This window comes from Pseudomonas sp. GD03858, assembly GCF_029840925.1.
In the GTDB taxonomy this organism is placed as follows: Bacteria; Pseudomonadota; Gammaproteobacteria; order Pseudomonadales; family Pseudomonadaceae; genus Aquipseudomonas.
Genome location: NZ_JAOCDM010000096.1, coordinates 1 through 22014, shown reverse-complemented (window position 1 = coordinate 22014; position 22014 = coordinate 1). Strand labels below are relative to the sequence as shown.

Below are 22014 nucleotides of genomic sequence, written 5' to 3'. Positions count from 1 at the left end.
TTACTGGCTCGCCCAGCGCAGCCGGCAACCGCGGGGTTTGCTCGACGCTTCCTGGCTCACCACCTCGCGCCACCAGCGCTCGCCCGTACGCGGCAGGCGCAGGTCGACCCGCTCGCCCATCTTCGGAGTGGCCACCGGCACACCCTCATGCTCCGCCCACTCCAGCACCTGCTCGAAGGGCGCATACCAGGCATGCAACGCCAGGTCGAAGGTGCCGTTATGGATCGGCAGCAGCCAGCCCCCGCCCAGGTCCAGGTGAGCCTGCACCGTCTGCCGAGGGTGCATGTGCACATAGGGCCAGTGCTCGTCGTAGGCGCCGGTTTCCATCAGCGTCAGGTCGAACGGCCCGAAGCGCCGGCCAATCTCGGCGAAACCATCGAAATAGCCGGTATCGCCGCTGAAGAACATCCGCAGCCGCGGCGCCTCGATCACCCACGAGCACCACAGCGTCCGGTTGCCGTCGCGCAGCCCCCGGCCGGAGAAATGCTGGGCCGGGGTCGCAGTCAGGCGCAAACCGCCCGCTTCCAGCCCTTGCCACCAGTCCAGTTGGTGGACCTTCGCGGCCGGCACGCCCCAGGCCAGCAGGCGGTCACCCACGCCCAGCGGGGTGAGAAAGCGCTCGACCTTGGGCGCCAGGGCCTTGATCGTCGCCCGATCCAGGTGGTCGTAATGGTCATGGGAGAGGATGACCCCGCGAATCGGCGGCAGCTCGTCCAGGGTCAGGGGTGGCGCATGGAAGCGCTTGGGGCCGGCGAACGAGAACGGCGAGGCGCGCTTGGAAAACACCGGGTCCGTCAGCCACCAGCCACCTTCGAGCTTGAACAGCACCGTGGAGTGGCCCAGGCGGAACAGGCTGGCATCCGGCGCGGCGTCGAGCTGTGCGCGGGTCAGCTGCAGCACCGGCACCGGCGCGCGCGGTACCGTGAACTTCGGTTTGTTGAACAGCGCGTTCCAGATCGTCCTGGCATCGGGCTCAGGCATGTCCGCCGGGCGCGGTGACAGGTTGTGAAAGCGCCCTTCGCGGGACTGCGCAGAGTCGCGGTGCTGGAAGACCGGTGCATGGCGTTTCAAGGTGCAGACCTCATACGAGCGCAAGGGGGGAGCCGACAGTATAAGAACCCTCGCCGTGACGACCTTGCCCAATCCAACGAGGTCCATGCCCGATTCTGCGCCCGTGCACGCCCGACACTGCCTGGACAATCCGCCGCACCTGCGCCGCGCAAGCGTCAATGCCAGCCAATGACGTGAGACTCAGTTAAGGCGCAAGCGGCGAATGTCGCGTTGGGGCGGTTCGCCAAAAAGCCGGGCATATTCACGACTGAACTGCGAGGCGCTTTCATAGCCGACCCGCGCAGCGGTCACGCTGGCATCCAGGTTCTGCGTGAGCATCAACTGACGGGCTTCCTGCAGGCGTAGTTGCTTCTGGTACTGCAGCGGACTCAAGCCGGTGATCGTGCGAAAGTGCTGGCGCAACGTCGAAGGGCTCATATGGCAGCTGGCGGCCAGTTGCTCGATCTTCAGTGGTTCGGCGAAGTGGCGCTTGAGCCAGTTGATGGCGCCGGCGATCTGCTGGCTGGGCGCTTCCTGGTTGATCAGGTGGCGCAGTTGCGCGCCATGGGGCCCGGTCAGCAGGCGGTAGGTGATCTCGCGCTGGATCAGCGGGGCCAGGTACGGCAGCAGCACCGGGTCCGAGAGCAACTGCACCAGGCGCAGCACGGCATCCAGCAACCCCTCGGCCAAGGGCTCCACGGCCATCGAGCAGAAGCCACAGTCGCGGCTGGGCGAAGGCAGGCGCAGTTCAGTGGCCAGTTGCAGGATGTCCTGTGGCACCAGGTTCAGCATCAGGCCAAGAAACGGCTCGGTGTGGCAGCCCTCGACCACCGCGGATACCACGGGTAGATCGACAGCGGTCAGCAATGACTGGCCCGGCCCGAAACGCAGGACTTGCTCGCCGGACACGACCTGCTTCTCGCCCTGGGCGGTGATCCCCAGTCCCAGGCCGTAGATGCAGTGCATGGGTTGAGTGACAGCCCGGCGGCGGTGCAAGGTCAGGCCGGGAATGGCCGTCTCGTAGTCGCCGTCCGAGGGCGCGACGCGGGCGATGGCCTGGGCCAGGGCGCGACTGTCGACAAAAGACGGCCGCAACGGTTCGAAAGGCGCGTTCATGGGCTACCTCGGTGGACGTTTTGCTGGGGCCGCGCAGGCAACCCGATCAGGCTGGCCAGCCGATGGCATCACTGCAGATGCTTACGCAGGAAGGGCACGGCCTGCGCCATGGCCAGCGCGACAGGTTCGGGCTTGTCGTACAGGTCGTAGTGCGACCAGCCTTCGGCCACGTAGATCTGCTTGTCGGTGGAGGCCGCCCGGCCGTAGATTTCCCAGCCATCACGGTACGCGCCGAAAGCACCCGGCTTGTCGCCAATGACCACCAGCAGCGGCTGGGTCAGCAGCGATTCGGCATGGAGGAAGGCATCCCAGCCGAATGCCGCGCTGTTGAACGAGAACAGGCCGCTGGTGGCGCCGTTGGGCTGTTGGCCACGCGGGGTCTTGTAGTAGTCGGTCGCTTCGAGCACGTCGATATCGGTGATGCCCGCCTGGCGCCCCTCCTCGACCGAGTTCGGCAGGTAGTTGATCACGTTGCGCGCGCCGCCCTGGGCCTCGGCGGTGCGCTGGGCGGCCATGGCCTGCAGCGCAGCGACCGGCTGGAAGTTGCTGAAGCCTTCGCGGATCAGGCGGCCGAAGTTGACCCCAGTGATCGACACCAATGCCTTGATGCGGTGGTCGGTGATGGCCGCATGCACGGTGTAGGCACCACCGCCGCAGATGCCGATGGCGCCGATGCGCGCCGGGTCGACGTAGGGCAGCGTCACCAGGTAGTCGATGGCGTAGCGGATATCGGACACGCGGATCGACGGGTCTTCCATGAAGCGCGGCTCACCGCCGCTGGCGCCCTGGAAGCTGGCGTCGAAGGCGATCACCACGAAGCCCTCCTTGGCCAGGCCCGCGCCATAGACGTTGCCTGAGGTCTGCTCCTTGCAACTGCCGATCGGGTGGGTACTGACGATGGCCGGATACTGTTTGGCAGGGTCGAAGCCTGGCGGCAGGTACAGGTCTGCGGCGGTCTCCCAGCCCAGGTTCTGGTAACGGACGTGCTTGATGGTGATATCGCTCATGGGTTTCTCCAGATAGGTCGTATGAACAGGGAGTAGCGAGTGATCAGAGGTTGGCCTGGAAAAACGGCGTAAGGTGTTGCATGGCCGTATTGACCCCCGGACCGTCGTACAGGTCCATGTGCGCCAGGCCGTCCAGTACCACCAGCTCTTTCTTGCCCAGCGCCTTGGCGTGCAGCTCCTGGCTGTGCCACAGCGAACCGGCTTCGCTGCCGGCGATGACCAGCGTGGGCTGGGTCAGCAACTGCTCGACCAGGTCGAAGGCATCGAAGGCGACCCAGGCGCCCAGGCCGTTCATCAGCATCTTGTTCTGCGCGTTGGGGTGCTGGGCGCGGGGTGTCAGGTAGTAGTCGGCGGCTTCCTGCAGGTCGCGCGGCGCACTGGTGTCGCCCAGTTGCGGCACATAAGGCGCGTAGACAGGCGCTGCACCGGCCGCTTCGGCCGTGCGCTGGCCGGCCAGGGCGTCGAGTACCGGCAGCAGGTCGTTGATCGAGCCCTTGCCCTCCCAACCTTTGCGGGTGGCGGTGCCGACGTTGACCGCGCTGGCGGTGGCCAGCGCCTTGATGCGGCGGTCGACCGAGGCTGCCTTGGCCGCGAAGCCGCCACCGGCGCAGATCCCCAGCACGCCGATGCGCTGGGCGTCGACGAAACCGAGGGTGGTCAGGTAGTCGACGGCGCTGTACACATCGGCCACCCGGTTCATCGGCTCATCGAGAAAGTGCGGTTCGCCGCCGCTGGCGCCCTGGTAGGAGGCGTCGAAGGCCAAGGTGACAAAGCCTTGCTCGGCCAGCAACCGGGCGTAGGTGCCGGCGGTCTGCTCCTTGACGCCGCCGCCTGGGTGGACGGTGACGATCGCAGGGTACTGCTTGCTTTCATCGAATGCGCTCGGCAGGTAAAGGTGGCCGGCCATCACGATGTTGCGGTTGTTGAACTGGACGTCTTGCATGGTGTTGCCTCCGGGTGGGCAGCGCGAGGTGCTTGCGCGGGGTGGCTGATGCAACCACCCTTCGTTGGAGACAAGTATAGGAAGCAGGGGGACTGCGGTTTTGCCTGATTCGATGCCTTGCTTGCACGTTTCAAGGAAAGTGCGCAGTCATCGAGCATTGCCAGAGCCAGACCGGACCTCGGCAATATCTAGCGCTTAAGCGCAGGAAGACCACCATGGAGCCCCAAGATGCACCATGGTTGGATTGCCTATTACATAGCGCTCAGCCTTGCTGGCGCATGCGCCGAACATCCCGCTGCGGCGGTGCGCCAAAGGCCCGGCTGTACTCGCGGCTGAACTGCGAGGCGCTTTCGTAGCCCACCCTTCCAGCGGCCTGGCCCGCGTCCATGTGCTGGTTGAGCATCAATTGCCGGGCCTCCTGCAAGCGCAATTGCTTGTGGAACTGCAACGGGCTGACGCCGGTCAGCTCGCGAAAATGCTGGCGGAAGGTTGACGGGCTCATATGCACCCGCTCGGCCAGGTCGTCGATGCGCATCGGTTCGGCCAGGTGCTGTTTCAGCCAGGCGACCACCTTGGCGATCTGCTGCATCGGCGAGCCGGCGGCAACCAGGTGACGCAGGGCGACACCGTGCTGGCCGACCAGCAGCCTGACGATGATTTCCTGTTGTATCAGCGGGGCGAGATGTTCGAACAACGCCGGCTCGTCCAGCAGCCCGAGCAGGCGCTCCAGCGCGCGCACCACGCCGCTGTCGAGTTCGGCGATGACGATGGCTTGGTGGGTGCCGGCCTTCGGCGGCGGTGGCAGCTGCAGGTCTTCGACCGTGCGCATGACCTGGCTGGGGTCGAGGGTCAGCATCAGCCCCAGGAAGGGCCTGGCGGGTGTGGCCAGGGCGACATGGGAGACCACGGGCTGGTCGATGCTGGTCAGCATGCCCTGCCCCGCCTGGTAATGCAGCACGACCTCCTGTTGCATGACCTGCTTGCTGCCCTGCGCCACCACGCCCAGGCCCAGGCCGTAGATACAGGGCATCGGCTCGGTGGGCGAGGCGCGGCGGTGCAGGCTCAGGGCCGGTAGCCGGGTGACCAGGTCCCCTGCGCTGGGTACGTGTCGGGCGATCAATGCGCTCAGGCCTGGCAGGCCTGATTCGACGGGGTCGCGGGGGGACTCGAGGCGGGTCATGCGTTTCTCCATCGGCACTGCCGTCATGCTCCGGGCAATGATGAAGGTTTTTGCACGAATCAACCACTGTGCAGCCCCCGCAGGGACATTGCCGTCGTTGCCCTATATGAAATAGATCAACCTACCGACTTCGCGTGCTTGATGCTCTTCTGCCCTACGGCGCAGGCCACCGTTGCCCCTAGGCTTGCCCCTTGGCCGCAATCAGGCTGCCAGCGGGCGGCTGCTGGCGGAAATAGCCGTCCAGCCCGGCAAAGATCGCTGCGGCCACCTTGCGCTGATGCCGAACATCATGCAGACGCTTGCAATCGCCGGCATTGGAAATGAACCCCGTTTCGACAAGAATCGAAGGCACAGCCGCCGATTTGAGCACCGCGAACCCGGCCTGCTCCACCCGCGCCTGGTGCAGGCCCGACACCTGCCCCAACTGGCCGAGCACCTGATGCCCCAGGTCCAGGCTGGCGGCGATGGTCGAGCTCACGGACATGTCCAGCAGCACGCCCGCCACCATGGGGTCGGGCTGGCGCAGTTTCACCGGCAGACCGCCACCGACCTTGTCCGCCTCGTTTTCCCGCTGCGCCATCCAGCGCGCCATCGATGACGTCGCGCCGCCCTGGGACAAGGCATAGACAGAGGCGCCCGAGGCGGTAAGCCGGGGCGCCGCGTCCGCGTGCACCGAGACGAACAGATCGGCATTCAGCCGCTGGGCGAGTTCGGCGCGCTTGCGCAGCGGGATGAACACATCATCGCTGCGCACCAAGCGTGCCTTGTAGCCCTTCTGCGCGTCGATACGCCTGGCCAGCAACTTGGCAATCTGCAAGGCGACGAGCTTTTCCTGCTCGCCCTTGGCCCCCACTGCGCCAGGGTCCTTGCCGCCATGCCCGGCATCCACCACGATCAGCAGGTCACGCAGGCGCGCCGATGGTGGTTGTGCCGCCACCGGAGCGGCAGCCAGAACAGGCCCGGTGAGCGACAGCTCGAACCCGTGCCCGCCGGTCTGGACCGTGCGAACCTCGCTACGCAAGGCCGCGTCGGCCAGATCCACGACGATACGCAGGTCTCCGGTCGCGGTGATCCCGCTGCGAATCGCCGTGACCGCGCTGCCTTGCAGGGCAAGGTCGGCCAGCGACGCCCGAAGGGCGGTCTGGGGAAGATCGAGCACCAGCCGCGGTGGCGCGGCGAGGTTGAAATGCCTGGCCGCCACTGGCCCGGTCAGATCCAGCATCACCTTGGTGACATTGCCCACCCGGCTCACGCGAACGTTTCTGACAGCTTGCGCCGCCTGCGCCGCAAAGGGCAGCGGCAGCGCCAGGCATGCCAGCAACAATTTCAAGACACGGCGTCGATCCATGCGAACTCCAATTGGCCTGCGGGCCAGCGAAGACCCAGGCAATATTGCTGGCCTTTCAAAAAAGATACATTATAACATTTCCAGCATTATCGTACTGAAGACTCCCGCAGGCAGACAACCAGTGCCGGGACTGACCCTGAATCTTTGAACCAAGGAAACATCATGCATCCATCGTTGAAAGCCGCCACCCTGCTCACCATGATGATCAGCGTCGACGCTGGCGCCCACGGTCTGTGGACCGAGGAGCGACGTGGCAATATCGAGGCGGTGTACGGCCACGGCGCCGAGGATAGCGCCTACAAACCGGAAAAGATCAAGCGTGCCTGGGCGTTCGACGCCGCCGGCAAGATGGTCCCGGTCACGGTCGAGCGCCTGACGGATCATGCCGTCCTGCAACCGCTCGCCCCGCCTGCGACGCTTGCCGTGTTGCTGGACAACGGGCCTTGGTCGCAACGCCCGGACAAGCAGTGGGTCAACCAGGACCGCACCCAGGTCAAGGACGCGATCGCCTCTACCCACAGCCTGAAGTACAGCCTGGCCATTTATCAGAGCGGTGCCCGCCTGCCGAAACTGGACATGCTGCGCCTGGCGATCATCCCCCTGAGCGACCCGCTGAAGGCCGGTCCAGGCAAGCCTCTGGAAGTGCAGGTGCTACTCGATGGCAAACCGGCTGCGGATATCCCGCTGCAAGGTGACTACCGCGGCGCGCCCCACCAGATCAATGCCACCACCGACAAACAAGGCCGGGCACGGATCACCGTACGCAACGAGGGGCTGAACATCATCGCCGCCCAAACCACGCTGCCAATGCCCGAAGGCGAATCGGTGGCGCAACAGAGCCTGTTCAGTTCACTGACGTTCCTGGGTGAGCCGCACCACGAGTAGCGTGCGCGCCCTGCCTCGAACGTGCGAGCCGAGGCGGGGCGTTCGTTCACGCTCGGTCCTGCGCCTGGGCGCGGCAGGCACGATTTCTTGGCTGGGCCTGGCAATGCTCAGACCGCACTGAGTTCGGCAAGGTTACGGTATTGCCCCTTGAAGTACAGCAAAGGCTGGGCGGCATCGGCTTCTTGCAGGTTCAACGCCTTTACTTCGCCAATCACGATCAGGTGATCCCCGGCGGCGTGTTCGGCGTGGATCTCGCAATCGAACCAGTGCAGGCTACCGGCGATGATCGGGTTGCCCAGCGGCGAGGCCTGCCAGTCGATGCCTTGCCACTTGTCCGTGCCGCGCCGTGCGAACTGGTTGGAAATCCCGGCCTGCTCGCCCGACAGGATATTGACCGCGAAGCGACCGGCCTGGCGAATCCCGGGGTAGCTGGCCGAGTTGGACATGACGCTGAATGACACCAGCGGTGGGCTCATCGACACGCTGTAGAACGACTGGCAGGTAAAGCCAAGCGGCTCGCCATCACTGTGCGAGGTGATCACCGTGATGCCGGAGGCGTAATGCCCGAGCGCTTCGCGAAAGCGCAATGGCTCGATAGCAGTACAGGGAAGCGACATAGTAAATCCTGAATGTTAGGTACAACCCGCCAACAATGGGAAAGGGCTGGAGCTGCACGCCCCTGCCCTCTCACACCGCGCTCGGTTTTACTTCAAGAGCTCCCGGCGCACGATTTCTGCACCTGCACTCAATGCATTGAGCTTGCCGCGTGCCACGGCGCGCGGCAACGGTGCCATGCCGCAGTTGGTGCACGGGTAGAGCTTGTCGGCATCGACGAATTGAAGGGCCTTGCGCAAGGTGTTGGCCACTTCCTCTGGGGTTTCGATGGCATGGTTGGCCACGTCGATGGCCCCGACCATCACTTTCTTGCCACGGATCAGCTCGATCAACTCCATGGGGACGTGGGAGTTGTGGCACTCCAGCGAGACGATATCGATCTTGGACTTCTGCAGTTTGGGGAACGCCTCCTCATACTGGCGCCACTCCGAGCCCAGGGTCTTCTTCCAGTCGGTGTTGGCCTTGATGCCATAGCCATAGCAGATATGCACGGCCGTTTCGCACTTGAGGCCTTCGATGGCCCGCTCCAGGGTGGCAACGCCCCAGTCGTTCACCTCGTCGAAGAACACGTTGAAGGCCGGCTCATCGAACTGGATGATATCGACACCGGCAGCCTCCAGTTCCCGGGCTTCCTCATTGAGGATCTTGGCGAATTCCCAAGCCAGTTTTTCACGGCTCTTGTAGTGGCTGTCGTACAGGGTGTCGATCATGGTCATGGGACCAGGCAACGCCCATTTGATCGGTTGCGTGGTCTGCTGACGCAGGAACCTGGCATCTTCGACGAACACCGGTTTCTGACGAGAAACCGCACCGACCACCGTCGGCACGCTGGCATCGTAACGGTCGCGGATCCGCACGGTTTCGCGCTTTTCAAAGTCAACGCCATGCAGGTGTTCGATGAAGGTCGTCACGAAATGCTGACGGGTCTGCTCACCGTCACTGACGATATCGATACCGGCGAGCTGTTGTTCATGCAGCGACAGGCGCAGCGCATCCTGCTTGCCCTCGACCAACACCTGGTCTTGCAGTTTCCAAGGCGACCAGAGGGTTTCCGGCTGTGCCAGCCAGGACGGTTTAGGCAGACTGCCGGCAGTCGAAGTAGGGAGTAGTTTTTTCATGACGCAAGGCCTTGTGTATTCGATCAATCAAACAGCGTAATGAGCGGACCATTGCTGCAGCACAGCGTGGTACGGCTTGATGAATTGTTCTTCTGCGTACTTGCCTTGCTCGATGGCCAGACGACTGCGTTCTTCGCGATCGTAGACAATTCGAGTCAACGAGTAGTCCTGATGCTTCAGGCTGGGCTGATAGGATTTCCCAGCCACCGAGTTCGCGTTGTAGATCTCGGGGCGGTAGATCTTCTGGAAGGTGTCCATCGTGCTGATGGTGCTGATCAGCTCGAGATTGGTGTAATCGCCCAGCAGGTCGCCGGCAAAGTAGAACGCCAACGGCGCAACACTGTTCGGCGGCATGAAATAGCGCACCTTCAGGCCCATCTTGGCGAAGTACTCATCGGTCAATGAGTACTCATCCTGCTGGTATTCATAACCCAGGACCGGGTGCTGATTTTCAGTGCGGTGATAGGTCTTGCTGCTGGAAACGCTCAGACAGATGACCGGCAGTTTGTTGAAGTGCTCCTTGAAAGCGCTCGAGTTCACGAAGCACTTGAACAGTTTCCCGTGCAGCTCGCCAAACGCCTCCGGCGTGCTGAAGCCGGATTGCCCTTTGTTGTGGTCCAGCAACAGCACGCTGAAGTCATAGTCCCGCACGTAAGAGGAAAAATTGTTCCCGACAATGCCTTCGATGCGCTCGTTGGTCTGGTGATCGACAATGCTAGTTTTCAGGATTTCAATCAACGGCAAGGCATCGCCCGCCTTTTCATCCGCGATCTTCATCTCGACGGAAACGATATCGAGTTCTACCGAATAACGGTCACCCTTGGGGTTGTCCCAATGCGCCAGGGCATTGAAGCGATTGTCGATCATCGCCAGCGTGTTGCGCAGGTTCTGCTGGCGGCTCTCGCCCCTGGCCAGGTTGGCAAAGTTGGTGGTGATGCGCGTGTTGTCCGCAGGCAGATAGTCCTCGTCGAAACGAATGCTTTTGATGGCGAACGTGAAGGCTTTATTCATTGTGACCCGGCACCCTGATTCCCGAAGTAGATCCTGAAAATACTTCCTGCTTGCCTGCTTGCCTGCTCGGCTTCGAAGGAAGAATTCAATGAGGGGATTGTCAATAAACGACCGTCATGAGACAAACTCATTTTTTTTGAACTGATCTTTAATTTTTCTCATGATCGATCTAAGGCACCTGCGCACCATCCACGCCCTGCGCGATACCGATAGCCTGCACGACGCCGCTGAACGCCTGCACCTCACCCAATCCGCCCTGTCGCACCAGTTCCGCGAACTGGAAGAGCGCATCGGCATGCAGCTGTTCGTGCGCAAGTCCAAGCCGGTGCGCTTCACCAGTGCTGGCCTCAAGCTGTTGCAACTGGCCGAGCAGGTAGCGACCCTGGAGGGTGTCAACGTCGTGTCGGGGCTGGCGACATGAGGCACTAACCTGAACCGAACTGTGCGGCAAACAGCATCATCGCCAGCCCCAGCGGGATCAGACCAGTCGCGGCAGTCCACTCGGCCTCGACGCGCTCGGCGAACCAACTGCCTGGCGATGGGTACCTGCCAAGCGTGGCCAGCTTCACCACAGGCCACCCCAGCGGATAGCACAATGCTCGGAAAACGAAGTGCACAGACAGCTCGCTGATCACCGCGATACTCCCGTTGAAGGTCATGGGGTGGCTTTGCACAAGGCATTCATTTCAGCAATATCGCTCACCACTTGATCCGCGGACCGGTCGAACATCGCCTGCTCCCCAGCGTCCAGGGGCAACTCGATAACCCGTGCGAGCCCCTCCTGCGCCAGCACACAGGGAACGCCCATGGCAATATCGGTTCGCCCATATTCGCCCTCGAGAATCGCCACCGTCGGCAAGATGCGGTTTCGCCCATTGGCGATGGCATCGACCATCTGCGCGATTGCCACACCCGGTGCATCGCAGGCACTGCCCAGCTTCTTCAAGCCCAGGATCTCGCCACCGCCCTGACGCGTACGCTGCACGATGCTCTCGATCTGCTCGCTGGACAGAAAGTGCGACAGCGGCACCGAACCAATCGCACAGTAGCGCATCAGCGGCACCATGCTGTCGCCATGCCCTCCCAGGACCAGCGCGGTGATATCCCGAGCGCAATACCCTGTCTGCTCGGCGATGAAACACTTCATGCGCGCGGTATCCAGTACCCCCGCCTGGCCGAACACCTTGTCGCGCCCCAACCCACTGAGGCTCCAGGCTCGATAGGTCAGTACATCGACCGGGTTCGACACCACCAATACCGTCGCCGCCGGAGCATGACGATTGATGTCCTGCATGATGCCGTCGAGAATGGGCAAATTGATGCTCAATACATCCTGGCGCGACTGACCTGGTTTGCGCGGGACGCCCGCCGTGATCACCACCAGGTCCGAACCCTGCAGCAATTCGGCATCGGACCCGCCGTAAACCCTGGTATCGGAACCCGACTCGACTGCCGCCTGCCAGACGTCCAGTGCCTTGCCCCGCGCCAACTCGCCCTGCACATCGATCAACGCCAGCTCACGGCAGATCTCGTCCCGGGCGAGGACCTGGGCCGCCGCCTCGCCCACCATGCCAGCACCCACGATTGATAGCTTGTTCACCTCGCACCTCCCGCGGGTCGCGCCACCCGCCTGTACAGAGAAGTATTGTCCGCCAGGGCCAAAAGGCCACCCGACTTCATCGCCTGCGCGATTTCGTGCGCGCATCGAAAATCATTGCGTGGCAATGCGCGGTTTCATCCAGGAGCGCCTGGTCAGGGCGCTTTATCAAGAATTTACGAGGCAGGGAAGTAAACCGACAGCAACTTGATACGCGAACCAATACCCTTTCGCCACGTCTTCGCAGTATCGAGAGAGTGACATGTTCCTGTACGTCAATACCCTCATTCACCCGGTCAAACCCGTCTCGTTCACGCGTGTCGACAAGGCCGGGAAACTCGCCTTGCGGCCCTTCCACACCGGGCTTGCCACGGTGCTGAGCCACAGCCCCTGCAGCCGCGCAGGATCTCGCGGGCACGCCCAAGAGCATGTGACGATCAAATTCCCGAGGTTTGCGTGAATACACCCCTCGAACGACTGCAACAGCAGCTCAGGCAGCGTGGCATCAGCGAAATCGAATGCACGGTCAGCGATTTCTGCGGCATCGGCCGCGGCAAGATCACCGCCACCGCCAGGTTCCTCGAAGAAGGCGGCATGCGCTTGCCGGAAAGTGTGCTGCTGCAGACGGTGACCGGCGACTTCGTCGACGACCAGGTGTTCGATGCCCTGCTCAACGAGGCCGGCGCCGACATGTTCTGCCGCCCCGACCCGCAGGCCTGCTTCATCCTGCCCTGGCTGGCCGAGCCGACCGCCATGGTCATCCACGACCCCTTCGACAAGACTGGCAAACCTATCGATATGGCGCCCCGCAACGTGCTCAAGCAGGTGCTCGGCCTGTATGCCAACGAGGGCTGGAAGCCGGTGGTTGCGCCTGAACTTGAGTTCTACCTGACGCGGCGCAGCCACGACCCGGACTTGCCACTGGAGGCGCCCGATGGCCGCTCCGGCCGCCCGGAGCGCGGGCGGCAAAGCTTTTCCATCGATGCCACCCACGAATTCGCGCCGCTATTCGAGGACCTTTACCACTGGTGCGATGCCCAGGGGTTGGACCTGGACACCCTGAGCCACGAAAGCGGCCCCGCGCAAATGGAGGTCAACTTCCGCCACGGCGATGCCTTGCGCCTGGCCGACCAGCTCATCGTGTTCAAGCGTACCCTGCACGAAGCCGCGCTCAAGCATGGTATCGGCGCGACGTTCATGGCCAAGCCCATCGCCTGCCAGCCGGGCAGCGCGATGCATATTCACCAGAGCGTGCAGAGCCTGGACAGCGGCAAGAACCTCTTCGCCACCGACGACGGCGCCATGAGCGAGCAATTCCTGCATTACATTGGCGGTCTGCAGCGCTACATCCCGCACCTGCTGCCCCTGTTCGCGCCCAACGTGAACGCGTTCCGCCGCTTCCTGCCGGATAACTGCGCACCGGTCAACGTCGCCTGGGGACACGACAACCGCACCGTCGGCCTGCGCGTGCCAACAACCTCGGTCGCGGCCATGCGCGTGGAAAACCGCCTGCCCGGCGCCGATGCCAACCCCTACCTGGCGTTGGCCGCCACCTTGTTGTGCGGCTATCTCGGCCTGCATGAACAGCTCGAACCGACCCCTCCACTCTCCGGGCGCGCCTACGGTCACGACGGCCTGAGCCTGTCGCACACGCTCGAGGAGGCGCTGGCCCGGATGGAGGCATGCGACACGCTCAAGACGTACCTGGGAGATCGCTTCGTGCAAGGCTATGTCGCGGTGAAGCGCACCGAGCACCGCCACTACCGGCAGGTCATCAGCACCTGGGAGCGCGAGTACCTGCAATCGAGTGTATGAGTGAAACGCCGTGTGGCGTTACATCTCGACCTGGGTCCCCAGCTCGATCACCCGGTTCAGTGGCAGCTTGAAGTACTTGAGGTTGCTGTTGGCGTTCTTCAGCAGGAAGGCGAACAGGTGCTCGCGCCACTTGGCCATGCCAATGCGCTTGGTCGGCACCACGGTTTCCCGGCTCAGGAAATAGGTGGTGCGCATGGGGCTGAAGTCCAGCTCAGGCGTGCTGGACTGGCTCAGGGCGAGCGGCACGTCGGGTTCTTCCATGAAGCCGAAGTGCAGGCTGACCCGGAAGAAGCCTTCACCGAAAGCCTCGACCTCGAAGCGCTTGTCGGCGCTGATCCGTGGCGAATCCTCCGAGACCACCGTCAGCAACACCACCTGCTCGTGCAATACCTGGTTGTGCAGCAGGTTGTGCAACAAGGCATGGGGCACCGCGTCGGTACGGGCGGTGAGGAACACCGCGGTGCCCTGCACACGATGGGGCGGCTGCGCCTGGACGCTGCCGATGAACAACGGCAGCGGCAGCGCGGTTTCATCCAGCCGCTCGACGATGATGCTGCGGCCACGCTTCCAGGTGGTCATCAGCACGAACAAGGCCAGGCCGGCGATCACCGGGAAGGCACCGCCCTGCAGGATCTTCGGCGCGTTGGCGGCGAAGTACAGGCTATCTACCAGCAAGAACCCCAGCAGCAGAGGGATAGCTAGCCAGCGTGGTGTTTTCCACAACAGCAACACCACCGCCGAGGCCAGCAGCGTGGTGATGAGCATGGTGCCAGTCACCGCCACGCCATAGGCGGCCGCCAGGGCGCTGGAGGATTCGAAACCGACCACCAGCAGCACGACGCCGATCATCAGCGCCCAGTTGACCATGCCGATGTAGATCTGCCCCTGTTCCTCGCTGGAAGTGTGCTGGATGAACATGCGCGGCACATAGCCGAGCTGGATGGCCTGGCGAGTCAGCGAAAACGCACCGGAGATCACCGCCTGCGAGGCGATGATGGTGGCCAGCGTGGCCAGTGCGACCATCGGCAACAATGCCCACTCGGGGGCCAGCAGGTAGAACGGGTTGCGCACCGCTGCCGGGTTGTTGAGGATCAATGCCCCCTGGCCGAAGTAGTTCAGCACCAAGCCCGGCAGCACCAGCATGAACCAGGCCCGGGAAATCGGCTTGCGGCCAAAATGCCCCATGTCGGCGTAAAGGGCCTCGGCACCGGTCAGGGCCAGTACCACCGCCCCCAGGATCGCCACGCCCACGCCCGGATGGGCGACGAAGAAATGCACGGCCCAGGCGGGGCTCAGCGCCTGTAGCACCTCGGGTCGCTGGACGATGCCATAGATACCGAGCGCGCCCAGCACCACGAACCACACCACCATCACCGGCCCGAACAGGATGCCGATGCGCGCCGTGCCGTGCTTCTGGATCACGAACAGCCCGACCAGCACCACCACCGACAGTGGCACGACCCAGTGATCGATGCCATCGATGCCCAACTGCAGCCCTTCCACCGCCGACAGCACCGAAATGGCCGGGGTGATCATGCTATCGCCGTAGAACAGCGCCGCGCCGAACAGCCCCAGCAGCACCAGGACCTTGCTCAGCCGTGGATAGGGACGTGCCGCCCGCCTGGCCAAAGCGGTCAGGGCCATGATGCCGCCCTCACCCTGGTTGCTGGCGCGCAGAATGAACAGCACGTACTTGACCGTCACGACCCAGACCAGCGACCAGAACACCAGCGACAGGATGCCCAGCACCCCCTCGATATTGGCCTGCACACCGAAGTGACCGTTGAAGACCTCCTTGAGGGTATACAGCGGGCTGGTGCCGATGTCGCCATAGACCACCCCTACGGCCGCGACCAACAGGCCGACGCCCGTGCTCTTGTCTGGATGGGATTGTTGCTCAACGATCACGGATTGGCTCACTGGTAACTTCTCGTCAACATCGCGTAAATACTGAGTGCAGGCAGATAGGCGGCAGGTTCGAAAAACGGCCGCCAGTATCGGCTCTGGCAGCAATGCCGAACATAAAGAAAGCGTAAAATTAGCAGCCCCACAATGCCGGCCAGTCGAGGCTTTCCCGGCATTCTCGGGGGGTTCTCAGCAGCTAGGCGCAGCGCCCACCCTGTGGGAGCGGCTTTAGCCGCGAACACCGGCGTAGCCGGTGCCATCCACAACGTGCCCAGCCCGAGCAGGTCAGCAGCGAAAACGCAGACAGGCCCGGGTTCCCCTGGGCTCCAGGCTTTCCAGCGTGGCAGCGCCACCGAAGCGTTCCATGACCTGCCTGACCATCGCCAGCCCGATACCCAGCCCCCCCTGCTTGGTCGAATAGAACGACTTGAATGCCGACAGCTCCTGCTGTCGCGTCATGCCCAGGCCTGAATCGTCGATGCACAGCAACACGTCGCTGCCCGTGCGCTGCAGTGTCAGGCGCAATGATCCGCCGTCGGGCATCGCCTCGATGGCATTGGCGAGCACGCTGTTCAACACCTGGCCGAGCAGCAGCCGGTGACTGATGACCACAACCGGGCCTTCGATATCCACCTGCGGCGTTATTCGCAACTGCTGCATCCGAGGTGCGAGCGCCCCCAGGGCCTGATGGATGCTCGGCGCCAGGTCGACCGATTCCGCTTCGCCTTGCAATGGCCGCAGGCAATGGAGCAGTTCGCCCACCCAGCTCGCCATTCGGTCGACCTGGGCAATGATGTCGTTGATGTTCCTGCTCGCCGGCTGGCCTGGCAGCGCCTGCGCCAGTTCGGCGCTGCTGCGGATGCTGGCCAGAGGGTTGCGCAGGCTGTGAGCGACCGCGGTGGACATCTCCACCAGCCCGCCGTAGGTCTTGTTGGCGACCAGCTGGTCCTGCTGCTGGGCCAGCAGCCGAGCGGCGCGCAGTACGATCCAGAACAGCCCGAAATAGATGATCAGGCCACCGACCGCCGTGGCGCCCCAGATCTGCTTGCGCCCACGCTCCAGACGCTCTATCAGGTCGACCGGTTCCTTGTAGATTTCCACCATGGCCAGGACCTTGCCTTGATCGTCCAGCAGTGGAATGTAGTTTTCGACGAAGAACATCTTGGCCGGCCGGGTGAACTGCTGTTCGGAGCGATCCGGGTCGACTTCATCGTAGCGGGCGCTGACCCGTCCGCCGGAATTGAACGCCACCTCCAGCGGGCCATCCTCATGCACCCTGCGCCCGATCAGCCCTGGGTTGGTCGACCAGATGACCTCGCGCTCCGGGGAGAAGATGCTCGCCAGCAGCAGGTCCGGCAGGTTGGCCAGGTGGTCGAGGAACTCCGACCGCGCCCGATGGCGGTTCTGCAGGGTCTGCGGATCGAGCATGCCGTAACGCGCCGAAGACAGCACATCGCCCATCTTCATCCCCGACAGGTCATGGTGGCGGATTTCGCCAGTGGCGATCGACTGAATGAACTGGGCGGACAGCAGCGCATCGCGCTCCAGGCTTTCGTTGACCAGAAAGCGCGTCGAATACCAGGCCAGCCCTATCGCCACGCAGCTGATGATGACGAAGCTGGTCAGCGAGAACCTGCGCATCAGATTGAACGGTTCGACAATGTCGCCGAGCGGCGCGCTCACCTTGCGCCCGGGCCACCCTTGCGAAAATGCTCTCATCGCCCCTCCGAGGATCTGTGCCGGATCATCGCTCTCCAGCGGGTGAGCCTTCCCCACATTCGGGGGCCGCGCGACCGATGGCGGCAACCGAGTGCCGGCGCGTTCAGCACGGCAATCCCGTGAGCTCGCGCCCCTTCATTGCCCGCGCCGCCCCCACTGCTTCATAGCGAGCAAATCCGGTGCCAGGGACCGCGGGGTCAGTGGCACCGTCGAAACACCTGCTTGCCGGAATTTATCGAGTCTTTACGCCAACCGGCAGGAAACCGACAGCAACTTGACCTGCAAAAACCATAGTCTTTCACCACGTCATTCAAGGCCCGGCAGGGCCACACGGGGTGATGCTTGGCCCCCCGGACGTATCACGCCCCTACAGACTCCCCGCAGGCAGGTTGCAATGGAAAACTCAGACATCGGACTGTTCATACTGGCACTGGTGGCAATCACAGGAACACTCATCAGTCTGTTCGAGCGCCGGCTCGCCAAACCTGGAAAACCTTCGATGAAGCGCCAGGCGACCAAGATCGAGCGGCGCAGCTGAAACCCGGGCCATATGGCGCAAACCGTGGCCAAGCACGCCTGGCGTCGCCGGCGGCGGGAGACCGGTTTTTTTCGTGTGGCCGCATCCAGATGGCTCCTCGGCGGGTATTACCTCAGGGTAATACACGATTGCCCTGCCGATACCCCCACCAGGAGTTCGCTCGATGAACATCACTCGTTTCTCGTTCCTGCTCGCCTCCGGCCTTGCGCTGGCCATTGCGCTACCGACTGCCCAGGCCCAGACCGGAGTCCCCGATGCCGTCAAGGTGCCCGACGGCCACAAAGTGGCACTGGAAACCGTCGGCGTTGGCGAGATCACCTACGAATGCCGTGACAAGGCCGACGCTCCCGGACAGACCGAATGGGCCTTCGTCGGCCCCAAGGCCGTGCTCAAGGATCGCGCCGGCATGGCGGTGGGCGACTATTTCGGCCCGCCCGCGACCTGGCAGGCGAAGGATGGCTCGAAGATCACCGGCGCTCAACTGGCCATCGCCCCGGCAGCCAAGGGCGACCTGCCGTACCAGTTGGTCAAGGCCAACCCCGCCGAAGGCAAGGGTGCGATGAGCGGCATCAGCTACGTCCAGCGCCTGGCCACCCGTGGCGGTGTCGCCCCGCAAGCCGCCTGCACGGCGCAGAACAAAGGTGAGAAGCAAATCGTCAAGTACCAGGCCGACTATATCTTCTGGGTCAGCAACTGATCACCGCGCCGGCATCCTTCGGCTACGCTCATCGACACCCCCGGCCAAAGGGCCGGGGGTATCCGTCAGCAGAAGGATCGGCCCGACCTTGAACCTGCCCACGACACCGTTCGATTTCCAGCGCTGCCTCCAGGCCTGCGCCATGGGTGATCGCAGCGCCTTGCAGGCGCTCTACGACCAGGAAGGCGCCCGACTGCTCGGCGTGGCACGGCGCATCGCCCGCGACGAGGCCACCGCCGAAGACATTGTCCACGATGCCTTCATCCGCATCTGGACCCGCGCGGCCAGCTTCGACCCTGCGCGTGGTTCGGCGCGCGGCTGGGTCTACAGCCTGACCCGCCACCTGGCGCTGAACTTCATACGCGATACCCGCCGTGAAGTCGTGCTGGACGATGCTGGCCTGGCGGATATCGCGGCCATGGCGCCCTACCACGACGACATGGCCCTGCTGGCCGACTCGAGCAAGGTTCACCGCTGCCTCGAGCAACTCGAACCCGCGCCGCGCCGGTGCATCCTGCATGCCTACGTCGACGGCTGTAGCCATGCCGAGATCGCACGCCTGCTCGATACACCGCTGGGCACGGTCAAAGCGTGGATCAAGCGCAGCCTCAAGGCTTTGCGCGAGTGCATGGGATGACTAACGAATCTGGTGGCGAAAACGCCGATGACCTCGACCATCTGGCCGGGGAGTATGTACTGGGCACGTTGTCGGCCGAACAGCAGGATGCCGTGCTCAGACGCCTGGACAGCGACCGCGCCTTGCGGGACGCGGTGGATGCCTGGGAGAACCGTCTGCTGGGGCTCAATGCACTGGCACCGCCCCAATCGCCCAGTGCGCGGTTGTGGCAGCGGATCAACCGCAGCCTGGGCCAACGCCCCGCTCGCCCCTCGTGGTGGCAACGCCTGGGGCTGTGGCAAGGTTTGGCCGGCACAGGCCTGGCGGCAAGCCTGGTGCTGGCTCTGGCGCTACTGACGGCGCAGCCGCCGGCCACCACTTACCTGGTGGTACTGGTGGCACCCGCCACACAGGCGCCTGGCTGGGTGGTCCAGGCCCGCGACGCGCGCCAGATCCAGCTGATTCCGCTGGGCAAGGCCGAAGTCCCGGCGGACAAGGTGCTGCAGTTCTGGACCAAGGGTGAGCAGTGGCAAGCACCGATCTCCCTTGGGCTGGTCAAGCCCGGAGAGCAGGTCACCGTGCCGCTGGAGCACTTGCCGGCGCTCGAACCCAACCAACTGTTCGAGCTGACGCTGGAGAACCTGGGTGGCTCGGCGAGTGGGCGACCGACCGGTCCCGTGCAGTTCATTGGCCGCGCGGTGAAAGTGATCTGATACGGTGGCAGGATGATCGTGGTGCCAAGCTGCTTGGTGAACTTCATCGTCCGCCCCTTCAGGTTGATAAAAAAAGCACCGGCGCCTGTAGGCGCCGGTGCTTTTCATTGCCTCGTTTGCCAGCCCGGAGAGAACACTTCAATCAGGCACGTCTGCCGGATATCGTGTTGACCGAGCGCTAGTCGGCAGCCTGCGTGGCACCATGGATCAACTGCCCATAACGCCGGCTGAATGCCTGGTTGTACGGCACATGGTTCCTGTCGACCCCGCTGTCCCAGTTCACCGACCAGGTCATCAGCCCCCTGATCGCCAGTCCCTTGGACGCCAGGCGGCGGAACGCGTTGGCAACCGCCGTCGGCTCGATCACATATCCGGTGGCGGCCGCATCGACGTTGGCGGGCAGGCCAATGACCAACCTGTCGGGCGCAATCCGCGTGAAACCACGGGTGCCGTTCGCCAGGCTTTCGCTCAGGTAGTAGAGGAAGTCCTCCTTCAACGCATCGTTGTTCTGCGCGATCCAGGCCCCCTTGCCATTGTTGGCTTCCTCGACCCAGACACCGTCGCCCCCCTGGTTGTAGAACTGCGGGGCGATGAAGTCGTAATACCCCTCCAGTGCATTCAGGTAGTCGATGTACTTGCCCGCACGGGTCAGATAGGGAAACTCCGGCGCCATGCTGATGATGAAATGCTTGCCTTCGGCGGCGTAGTGATCCTTCACCCGTTTCAACGCGGCTGGCAGCACGGTCTTGTTGCTGGCGAAATCAATCGCGCTTTGCTCAAGATCGATGTCCAGCCCGTCGAACCCGTAGGTTTCCACCAGGCGGATGATTTCATTGGCCAGGGGCTGTTCATGGCCTGGGTTCAACGCGATATGCGCATCAGCGCCGCCCAGGGACATCAGTACCGCCCTGCCCTGGCTGTTGAGCACGCCCACCTGACGGCGGAACTCGGCGTCGGACAGGTTGTACGGCTTGAACGTCGGAATGCCGCTGCCTTTCATGAACGCCACGGCCACTACGTTATAGTCCCGTGGCACATCCTCCAGGCTCATGTTGGCGAACTGGCCGCGCTGGTAGCCGTCGGCGGGGCCTGCCGGCCAGTTGTGCCAGTAGCCCATGAGGATCTGTCTGCCGGCCAGGTTCGGCATCGACGATGCCGCGTCCTCCTGTGGCGCCTTGAGTGATGTGAAGTCGATCGTTGTCATGTTCCGGTCCCTCAGAACGTGTTGAGCATCCGCCGAGCTATTTGAAGTCGACGTCGAAGGCCTGATAGAAGGCGTTGCCGGTGTTGGCCACGATCCACATCAGCACGATCACGTGGCGGCCTTTCTTGGTGGCCGGCAGCTGCACTTCGTGCTCGACCTTGGCCTTCAGCTCGCCGGCATGGCTGTAGTACGGCACCTGCGGGTAGAAGTCCTCGGCGAACGGTTGCGCCTCCAGCTGCCCGCGGCTGATGCGCTGTTGCGGATCCCAGCCGTCCTTGGTGATAAGCCAACGATAGCCACGGGTGGTGTGCGGCGCGGTGTAGCGCCAGGTCACCTTGAACACCTGGCCAGGGTCGACGTTGATCGCCGGCCAGGTGAAGGCGCGGTTGAGCTTCTTGCTCATTTCCTCGTCGGTGAAGTTGACGCAGTCGCGGGCGTCGGCCTTGCCGCCGCTGAGAATATGGCCATCGGCAGGCGGCGCGACGCTGGGGTTGTCGGTCTGGAACGGCGCGGGGAACGGGCCGGCCACCAGGGCCGGGAAGTTCTTGCCGCCTTCCATTTCATCGACCTGCCAGCCGCTGAGCACGCCAAGGTCGATGGCGACGGCGCCGCGCGATGCTGGCGAGGTGACACGGCCGTGACGCAGTGGGTTCTGGGTTTGTGGTTGGTTCATGGGTATTGCTCCATTTGATTTGAGAACTCTCCCTTTCCAAAGGAGAGGCCTTCAAACTAACCGAGCAGGATTTTCCGTCCACGGGCGCTTTTTTCGCGTTTTCCTACTTTGGCGGAGGAATGTCCAATGAATACTGGATAAATATACAGTTACGCCAAGGTTTTCCTACTTCAACCAAGGCTGAAGTCCTACATATCGAGGTGGTGGTCGTCGACTGGGCCAGCGAGGAATCGAGTGAGCGCCGCAAGGTGTCCGCCGCAAACC

General features: G+C 63.3%; 22 protein-coding genes and 1 pseudogene. 8 read left to right on the top strand and 15 right to left on the bottom strand.

The window, feature by feature from the left end:
• The 6 genes from N5D48_RS20410 to N5D48_RS20385 all read right to left on the bottom strand — a co-directional run bounded on the left by N5D48_RS20410 (nt 1) and on the right by N5D48_RS20385 (nt 6644).
• Complete coding sequence (locus N5D48_RS20410) at nt 1–1071, bottom strand: MBL fold metallo-hydrolase (RefSeq protein WP_279887557.1); 1071 nt, start codon at nt 1069–1071, stop codon at nt 1–3.
• A 180-nt stretch (nt 1072–1251) separates the two neighbouring features.
• On the bottom strand, nt 1252–2166 hold the full coding sequence (locus tag N5D48_RS20405) for an AraC family transcriptional regulator (RefSeq protein WP_279887556.1): 915 nt from the start codon (nt 2164–2166) through the stop codon (nt 1252–1254).
• 68 nt (nt 2167–2234) lie between these two features.
• Nucleotides 2235–3173, bottom strand: a complete 939-nt coding sequence (locus tag N5D48_RS20400) for an alpha/beta hydrolase (RefSeq protein WP_279887554.1) — start codon at nt 3171–3173, stop codon at nt 2235–2237.
• Nucleotides 3174–3216: 43 nt separating this feature from the next.
• Nucleotides 3217–4116, bottom strand: a complete 900-nt coding sequence (locus N5D48_RS20395) for an alpha/beta hydrolase (protein WP_279887553.1) — start codon at nt 4114–4116, stop codon at nt 3217–3219.
• Between the two features lie 262 nt (nt 4117–4378).
• Entirely contained in the window at nt 4379–5296 is a 918-nt protein-coding gene (locus N5D48_RS20390) for an AraC family transcriptional regulator (RefSeq protein ID WP_279887552.1), read from the bottom strand.
• A gap of 178 nt (nt 5297–5474) precedes the next feature.
• Nucleotides 5475–6644, bottom strand: coding sequence for an N-acetylmuramoyl-L-alanine amidase (locus N5D48_RS20385; RefSeq protein WP_279887551.1), 1170 nt, complete (start codon nt 6642–6644; stop codon nt 5475–5477).
• 162 nt (nt 6645–6806) lie between these two features.
• Here N5D48_RS20385 and N5D48_RS20380 point away from each other — a divergent pair, with 162 nt between their 5' ends.
• Complete coding sequence (locus N5D48_RS20380) at nt 6807–7529, top strand: DUF4198 domain-containing protein (protein ID WP_279887549.1); 723 nt, start codon at nt 6807–6809, stop codon at nt 7527–7529.
• 107 nt (nt 7530–7636) lie between these two features.
• Here N5D48_RS20380 and N5D48_RS20375 read toward each other — a convergent pair whose 3' ends face one another.
• From N5D48_RS20375 to N5D48_RS20365, 3 genes are all read right to left on the bottom strand, one after another.
• Complete coding sequence (locus N5D48_RS20375; RefSeq protein WP_279887547.1) at nt 7637–8146, bottom strand: flavin reductase family protein; 510 nt, start codon at nt 8144–8146, stop codon at nt 7637–7639.
• An 87-nt stretch (nt 8147–8233) separates the two neighbouring features.
• Nucleotides 8234–9262, bottom strand: coding sequence for a methionine synthase (locus N5D48_RS20370; protein WP_279887545.1), 1029 nt, complete (start codon nt 9260–9262; stop codon nt 8234–8236).
• A 27-nt stretch (nt 9263–9289) separates the two neighbouring features.
• Nucleotides 9290–10273 carry a DUF1852 domain-containing protein gene (locus tag N5D48_RS20365; RefSeq protein ID WP_279887544.1) on the bottom strand — a complete coding sequence of 328 codons (984 nt, stop codon included), beginning with the start codon at nt 10271–10273 and terminating at the stop codon, nt 9290–9292.
• 160 nt (nt 10274–10433) lie between these two features.
• Between N5D48_RS20365 and N5D48_RS20360 the strand changes: the two are divergent.
• Nucleotides 10434–10643: pseudogene (locus N5D48_RS20360) on the top strand (LysR family transcriptional regulator); the annotation flags it as partial.
• 55 nt (nt 10644–10698) lie between these two features.
• On the opposite strand, the gene N5D48_RS20355 reads toward N5D48_RS20360, so the two are convergent.
• Both N5D48_RS20355 and N5D48_RS20350 read right to left on the bottom strand, forming a co-directional pair.
• Nucleotides 10699–10905, bottom strand: a complete 207-nt coding sequence (locus N5D48_RS20355; protein ID WP_279887560.1) for a hypothetical protein — start codon at nt 10903–10905, stop codon at nt 10699–10701.
• Nucleotides 10906–10928: 23 nt separating this feature from the next.
• Complete coding sequence (locus N5D48_RS20350) at nt 10929–11873, bottom strand: malate dehydrogenase (RefSeq protein ID WP_279887558.1); 945 nt, start codon at nt 11871–11873, stop codon at nt 10929–10931.
• Nucleotides 11874–12132: 259 nt separating this feature from the next.
• Here N5D48_RS20350 and N5D48_RS20345 point away from each other — a divergent pair, with 259 nt between their 5' ends.
• Both N5D48_RS20345 and N5D48_RS20340 read left to right on the top strand, forming a co-directional pair.
• Entirely contained in the window at nt 12133–12330 is a 198-nt protein-coding gene (locus tag N5D48_RS20345; RefSeq protein ID WP_279887542.1) for a hypothetical protein, read from the top strand.
• On the top strand, nt 12327–13685 hold the full coding sequence (locus N5D48_RS20340; RefSeq protein WP_279887540.1) for a glutamine synthetase family protein: 1359 nt from the start codon (nt 12327–12329) through the stop codon (nt 13683–13685). Before N5D48_RS20345 ends, N5D48_RS20340 begins: the two co-directional genes overlap by 4 nt.
• Before the next feature lie 18 nt (nt 13686–13703).
• Here N5D48_RS20340 and N5D48_RS20335 read toward each other — a convergent pair whose 3' ends face one another.
• On the bottom strand, nt 13704–15605 hold the full coding sequence (locus N5D48_RS20335) for a potassium transporter Kup (protein ID WP_279887538.1): 1902 nt from the start codon (nt 15603–15605) through the stop codon (nt 13704–13706).
• Nucleotides 15606–15875: 270 nt separating this feature from the next.
• A complete protein-coding gene (locus N5D48_RS20330) occupies nt 15876–17309 on the bottom strand; it encodes a HAMP domain-containing sensor histidine kinase (protein ID WP_279887536.1) in 1434 nt (477 codons plus the stop codon).
• Between the two features lie 394 nt (nt 17310–17703).
• On the opposite strand from N5D48_RS20330, the gene N5D48_RS20325 reads away from it, so the two are divergent.
• The 4 genes from N5D48_RS20325 to N5D48_RS20310 all read left to right on the top strand — a co-directional run bounded on the left by N5D48_RS20325 (nt 17704) and on the right by N5D48_RS20310 (nt 19873).
• Nucleotides 17704–17847, top strand: coding sequence for a hypothetical protein (locus N5D48_RS20325; protein WP_279887534.1), 144 nt, complete (start codon nt 17704–17706; stop codon nt 17845–17847).
• A gap of 163 nt (nt 17848–18010) precedes the next feature.
• Entirely contained in the window at nt 18011–18544 is a 534-nt protein-coding gene (locus tag N5D48_RS20320; protein ID WP_279887532.1) for a DUF3455 domain-containing protein, read from the top strand.
• Nucleotides 18545–18632: 88 nt separating this feature from the next.
• Nucleotides 18633–19181, top strand: a complete 549-nt coding sequence (locus N5D48_RS20315) for a sigma-70 family RNA polymerase sigma factor (protein ID WP_279887531.1) — start codon at nt 18633–18635, stop codon at nt 19179–19181.
• Nucleotides 19178–19873 carry an anti-sigma factor gene (locus N5D48_RS20310; RefSeq protein ID WP_279887529.1) on the top strand — a complete coding sequence of 232 codons (696 nt, stop codon included), beginning with the start codon at nt 19178–19180 and terminating at the stop codon, nt 19871–19873. Before N5D48_RS20315 ends, N5D48_RS20310 begins: the two co-directional genes overlap by 4 nt.
• Before the next feature lie 178 nt (nt 19874–20051).
• Here the strand turns inward: N5D48_RS20310 and N5D48_RS20305 are convergent, their stop codons facing one another.
• Together N5D48_RS20305 and N5D48_RS20300 are read right to left on the bottom strand one after the other, a co-directional pair.
• Nucleotides 20052–21077, bottom strand: coding sequence for a chitinase (locus N5D48_RS20305; protein ID WP_279887527.1), 1026 nt, complete (start codon nt 21075–21077; stop codon nt 20052–20054).
• A gap of 37 nt (nt 21078–21114) precedes the next feature.
• Complete coding sequence (locus N5D48_RS20300; protein WP_279887525.1) at nt 21115–21750, bottom strand: lytic polysaccharide monooxygenase; 636 nt, start codon at nt 21748–21750, stop codon at nt 21115–21117.
• Between the last annotated feature and the right edge of the window lie 264 nt (nt 21751–22014).

Bases quoted from the DNA above. Each gene is read 5' to 3' on its own strand.
- N5D48_RS20405 (WP_279887556.1), bottom strand. From the start codon at position 2,166: ATGAACGCGCCTTTCGAACCGTTGCGGCCGTCTTTTGTCGACAGTCGC.
- N5D48_RS20400 (WP_279887554.1), bottom strand. From the start codon at position 3,173: ATGAGCGATATCACCATCAAGCACGTCCGTTACCAGAACCTGGGCTGG.
- N5D48_RS20395 (WP_279887553.1), bottom strand. From the start codon at position 4,116: ATGCAAGACGTCCAGTTCAACAACCGCAACATCGTGATGGCCGGCCAC.
- N5D48_RS20390 (WP_279887552.1), bottom strand. From the start codon at position 5,296: ATGACCCGCCTCGAGTCCCCCCGCGACCCCGTCGAATCAGGCCTGCCA.
- N5D48_RS20385 (WP_279887551.1), bottom strand. From the start codon at position 6,644: ATGGATCGACGCCGTGTCTTGAAATTGTTGCTGGCATGCCTGGCGCTG.
- N5D48_RS20380 (WP_279887549.1), top strand. From the start codon at position 6,807: ATGCATCCATCGTTGAAAGCCGCCACCCTGCTCACCATGATGATCAGC.
- N5D48_RS20375 (WP_279887547.1), bottom strand. From the start codon at position 8,146: ATGTCGCTTCCCTGTACTGCTATCGAGCCATTGCGCTTTCGCGAAGCG.
- N5D48_RS20370 (WP_279887545.1), bottom strand. From the start codon at position 9,262: ATGAAAAAACTACTCCCTACTTCGACTGCCGGCAGTCTGCCTAAACCG.
- N5D48_RS20365 (WP_279887544.1), bottom strand. From the start codon at position 10,273: ATGAATAAAGCCTTCACGTTCGCCATCAAAAGCATTCGTTTCGACGAG.
- N5D48_RS20345 (WP_279887542.1), top strand. From the start codon at position 12,133: ATGTTCCTGTACGTCAATACCCTCATTCACCCGGTCAAACCCGTCTCG.
- N5D48_RS20330 (WP_279887536.1), bottom strand. From the start codon at position 17,309: ATGAGAGCATTTTCGCAAGGGTGGCCCGGGCGCAAGGTGAGCGCGCCG.
- N5D48_RS20325 (WP_279887534.1), top strand. From the start codon at position 17,704: ATGGAAAACTCAGACATCGGACTGTTCATACTGGCACTGGTGGCAATC.
- N5D48_RS20320 (WP_279887532.1), top strand. From the start codon at position 18,011: ATGAACATCACTCGTTTCTCGTTCCTGCTCGCCTCCGGCCTTGCGCTG.
- N5D48_RS20310 (WP_279887529.1), top strand. From the start codon at position 19,178: ATGACTAACGAATCTGGTGGCGAAAACGCCGATGACCTCGACCATCTG.
- N5D48_RS20305 (WP_279887527.1), bottom strand. From the start codon at position 21,077: ATGACAACGATCGACTTCACATCACTCAAGGCGCCACAGGAGGACGCG.
- N5D48_RS20300 (WP_279887525.1), bottom strand. From the start codon at position 21,750: ATGAACCAACCACAAACCCAGAACCCACTGCGTCACGGCCGTGTCACC.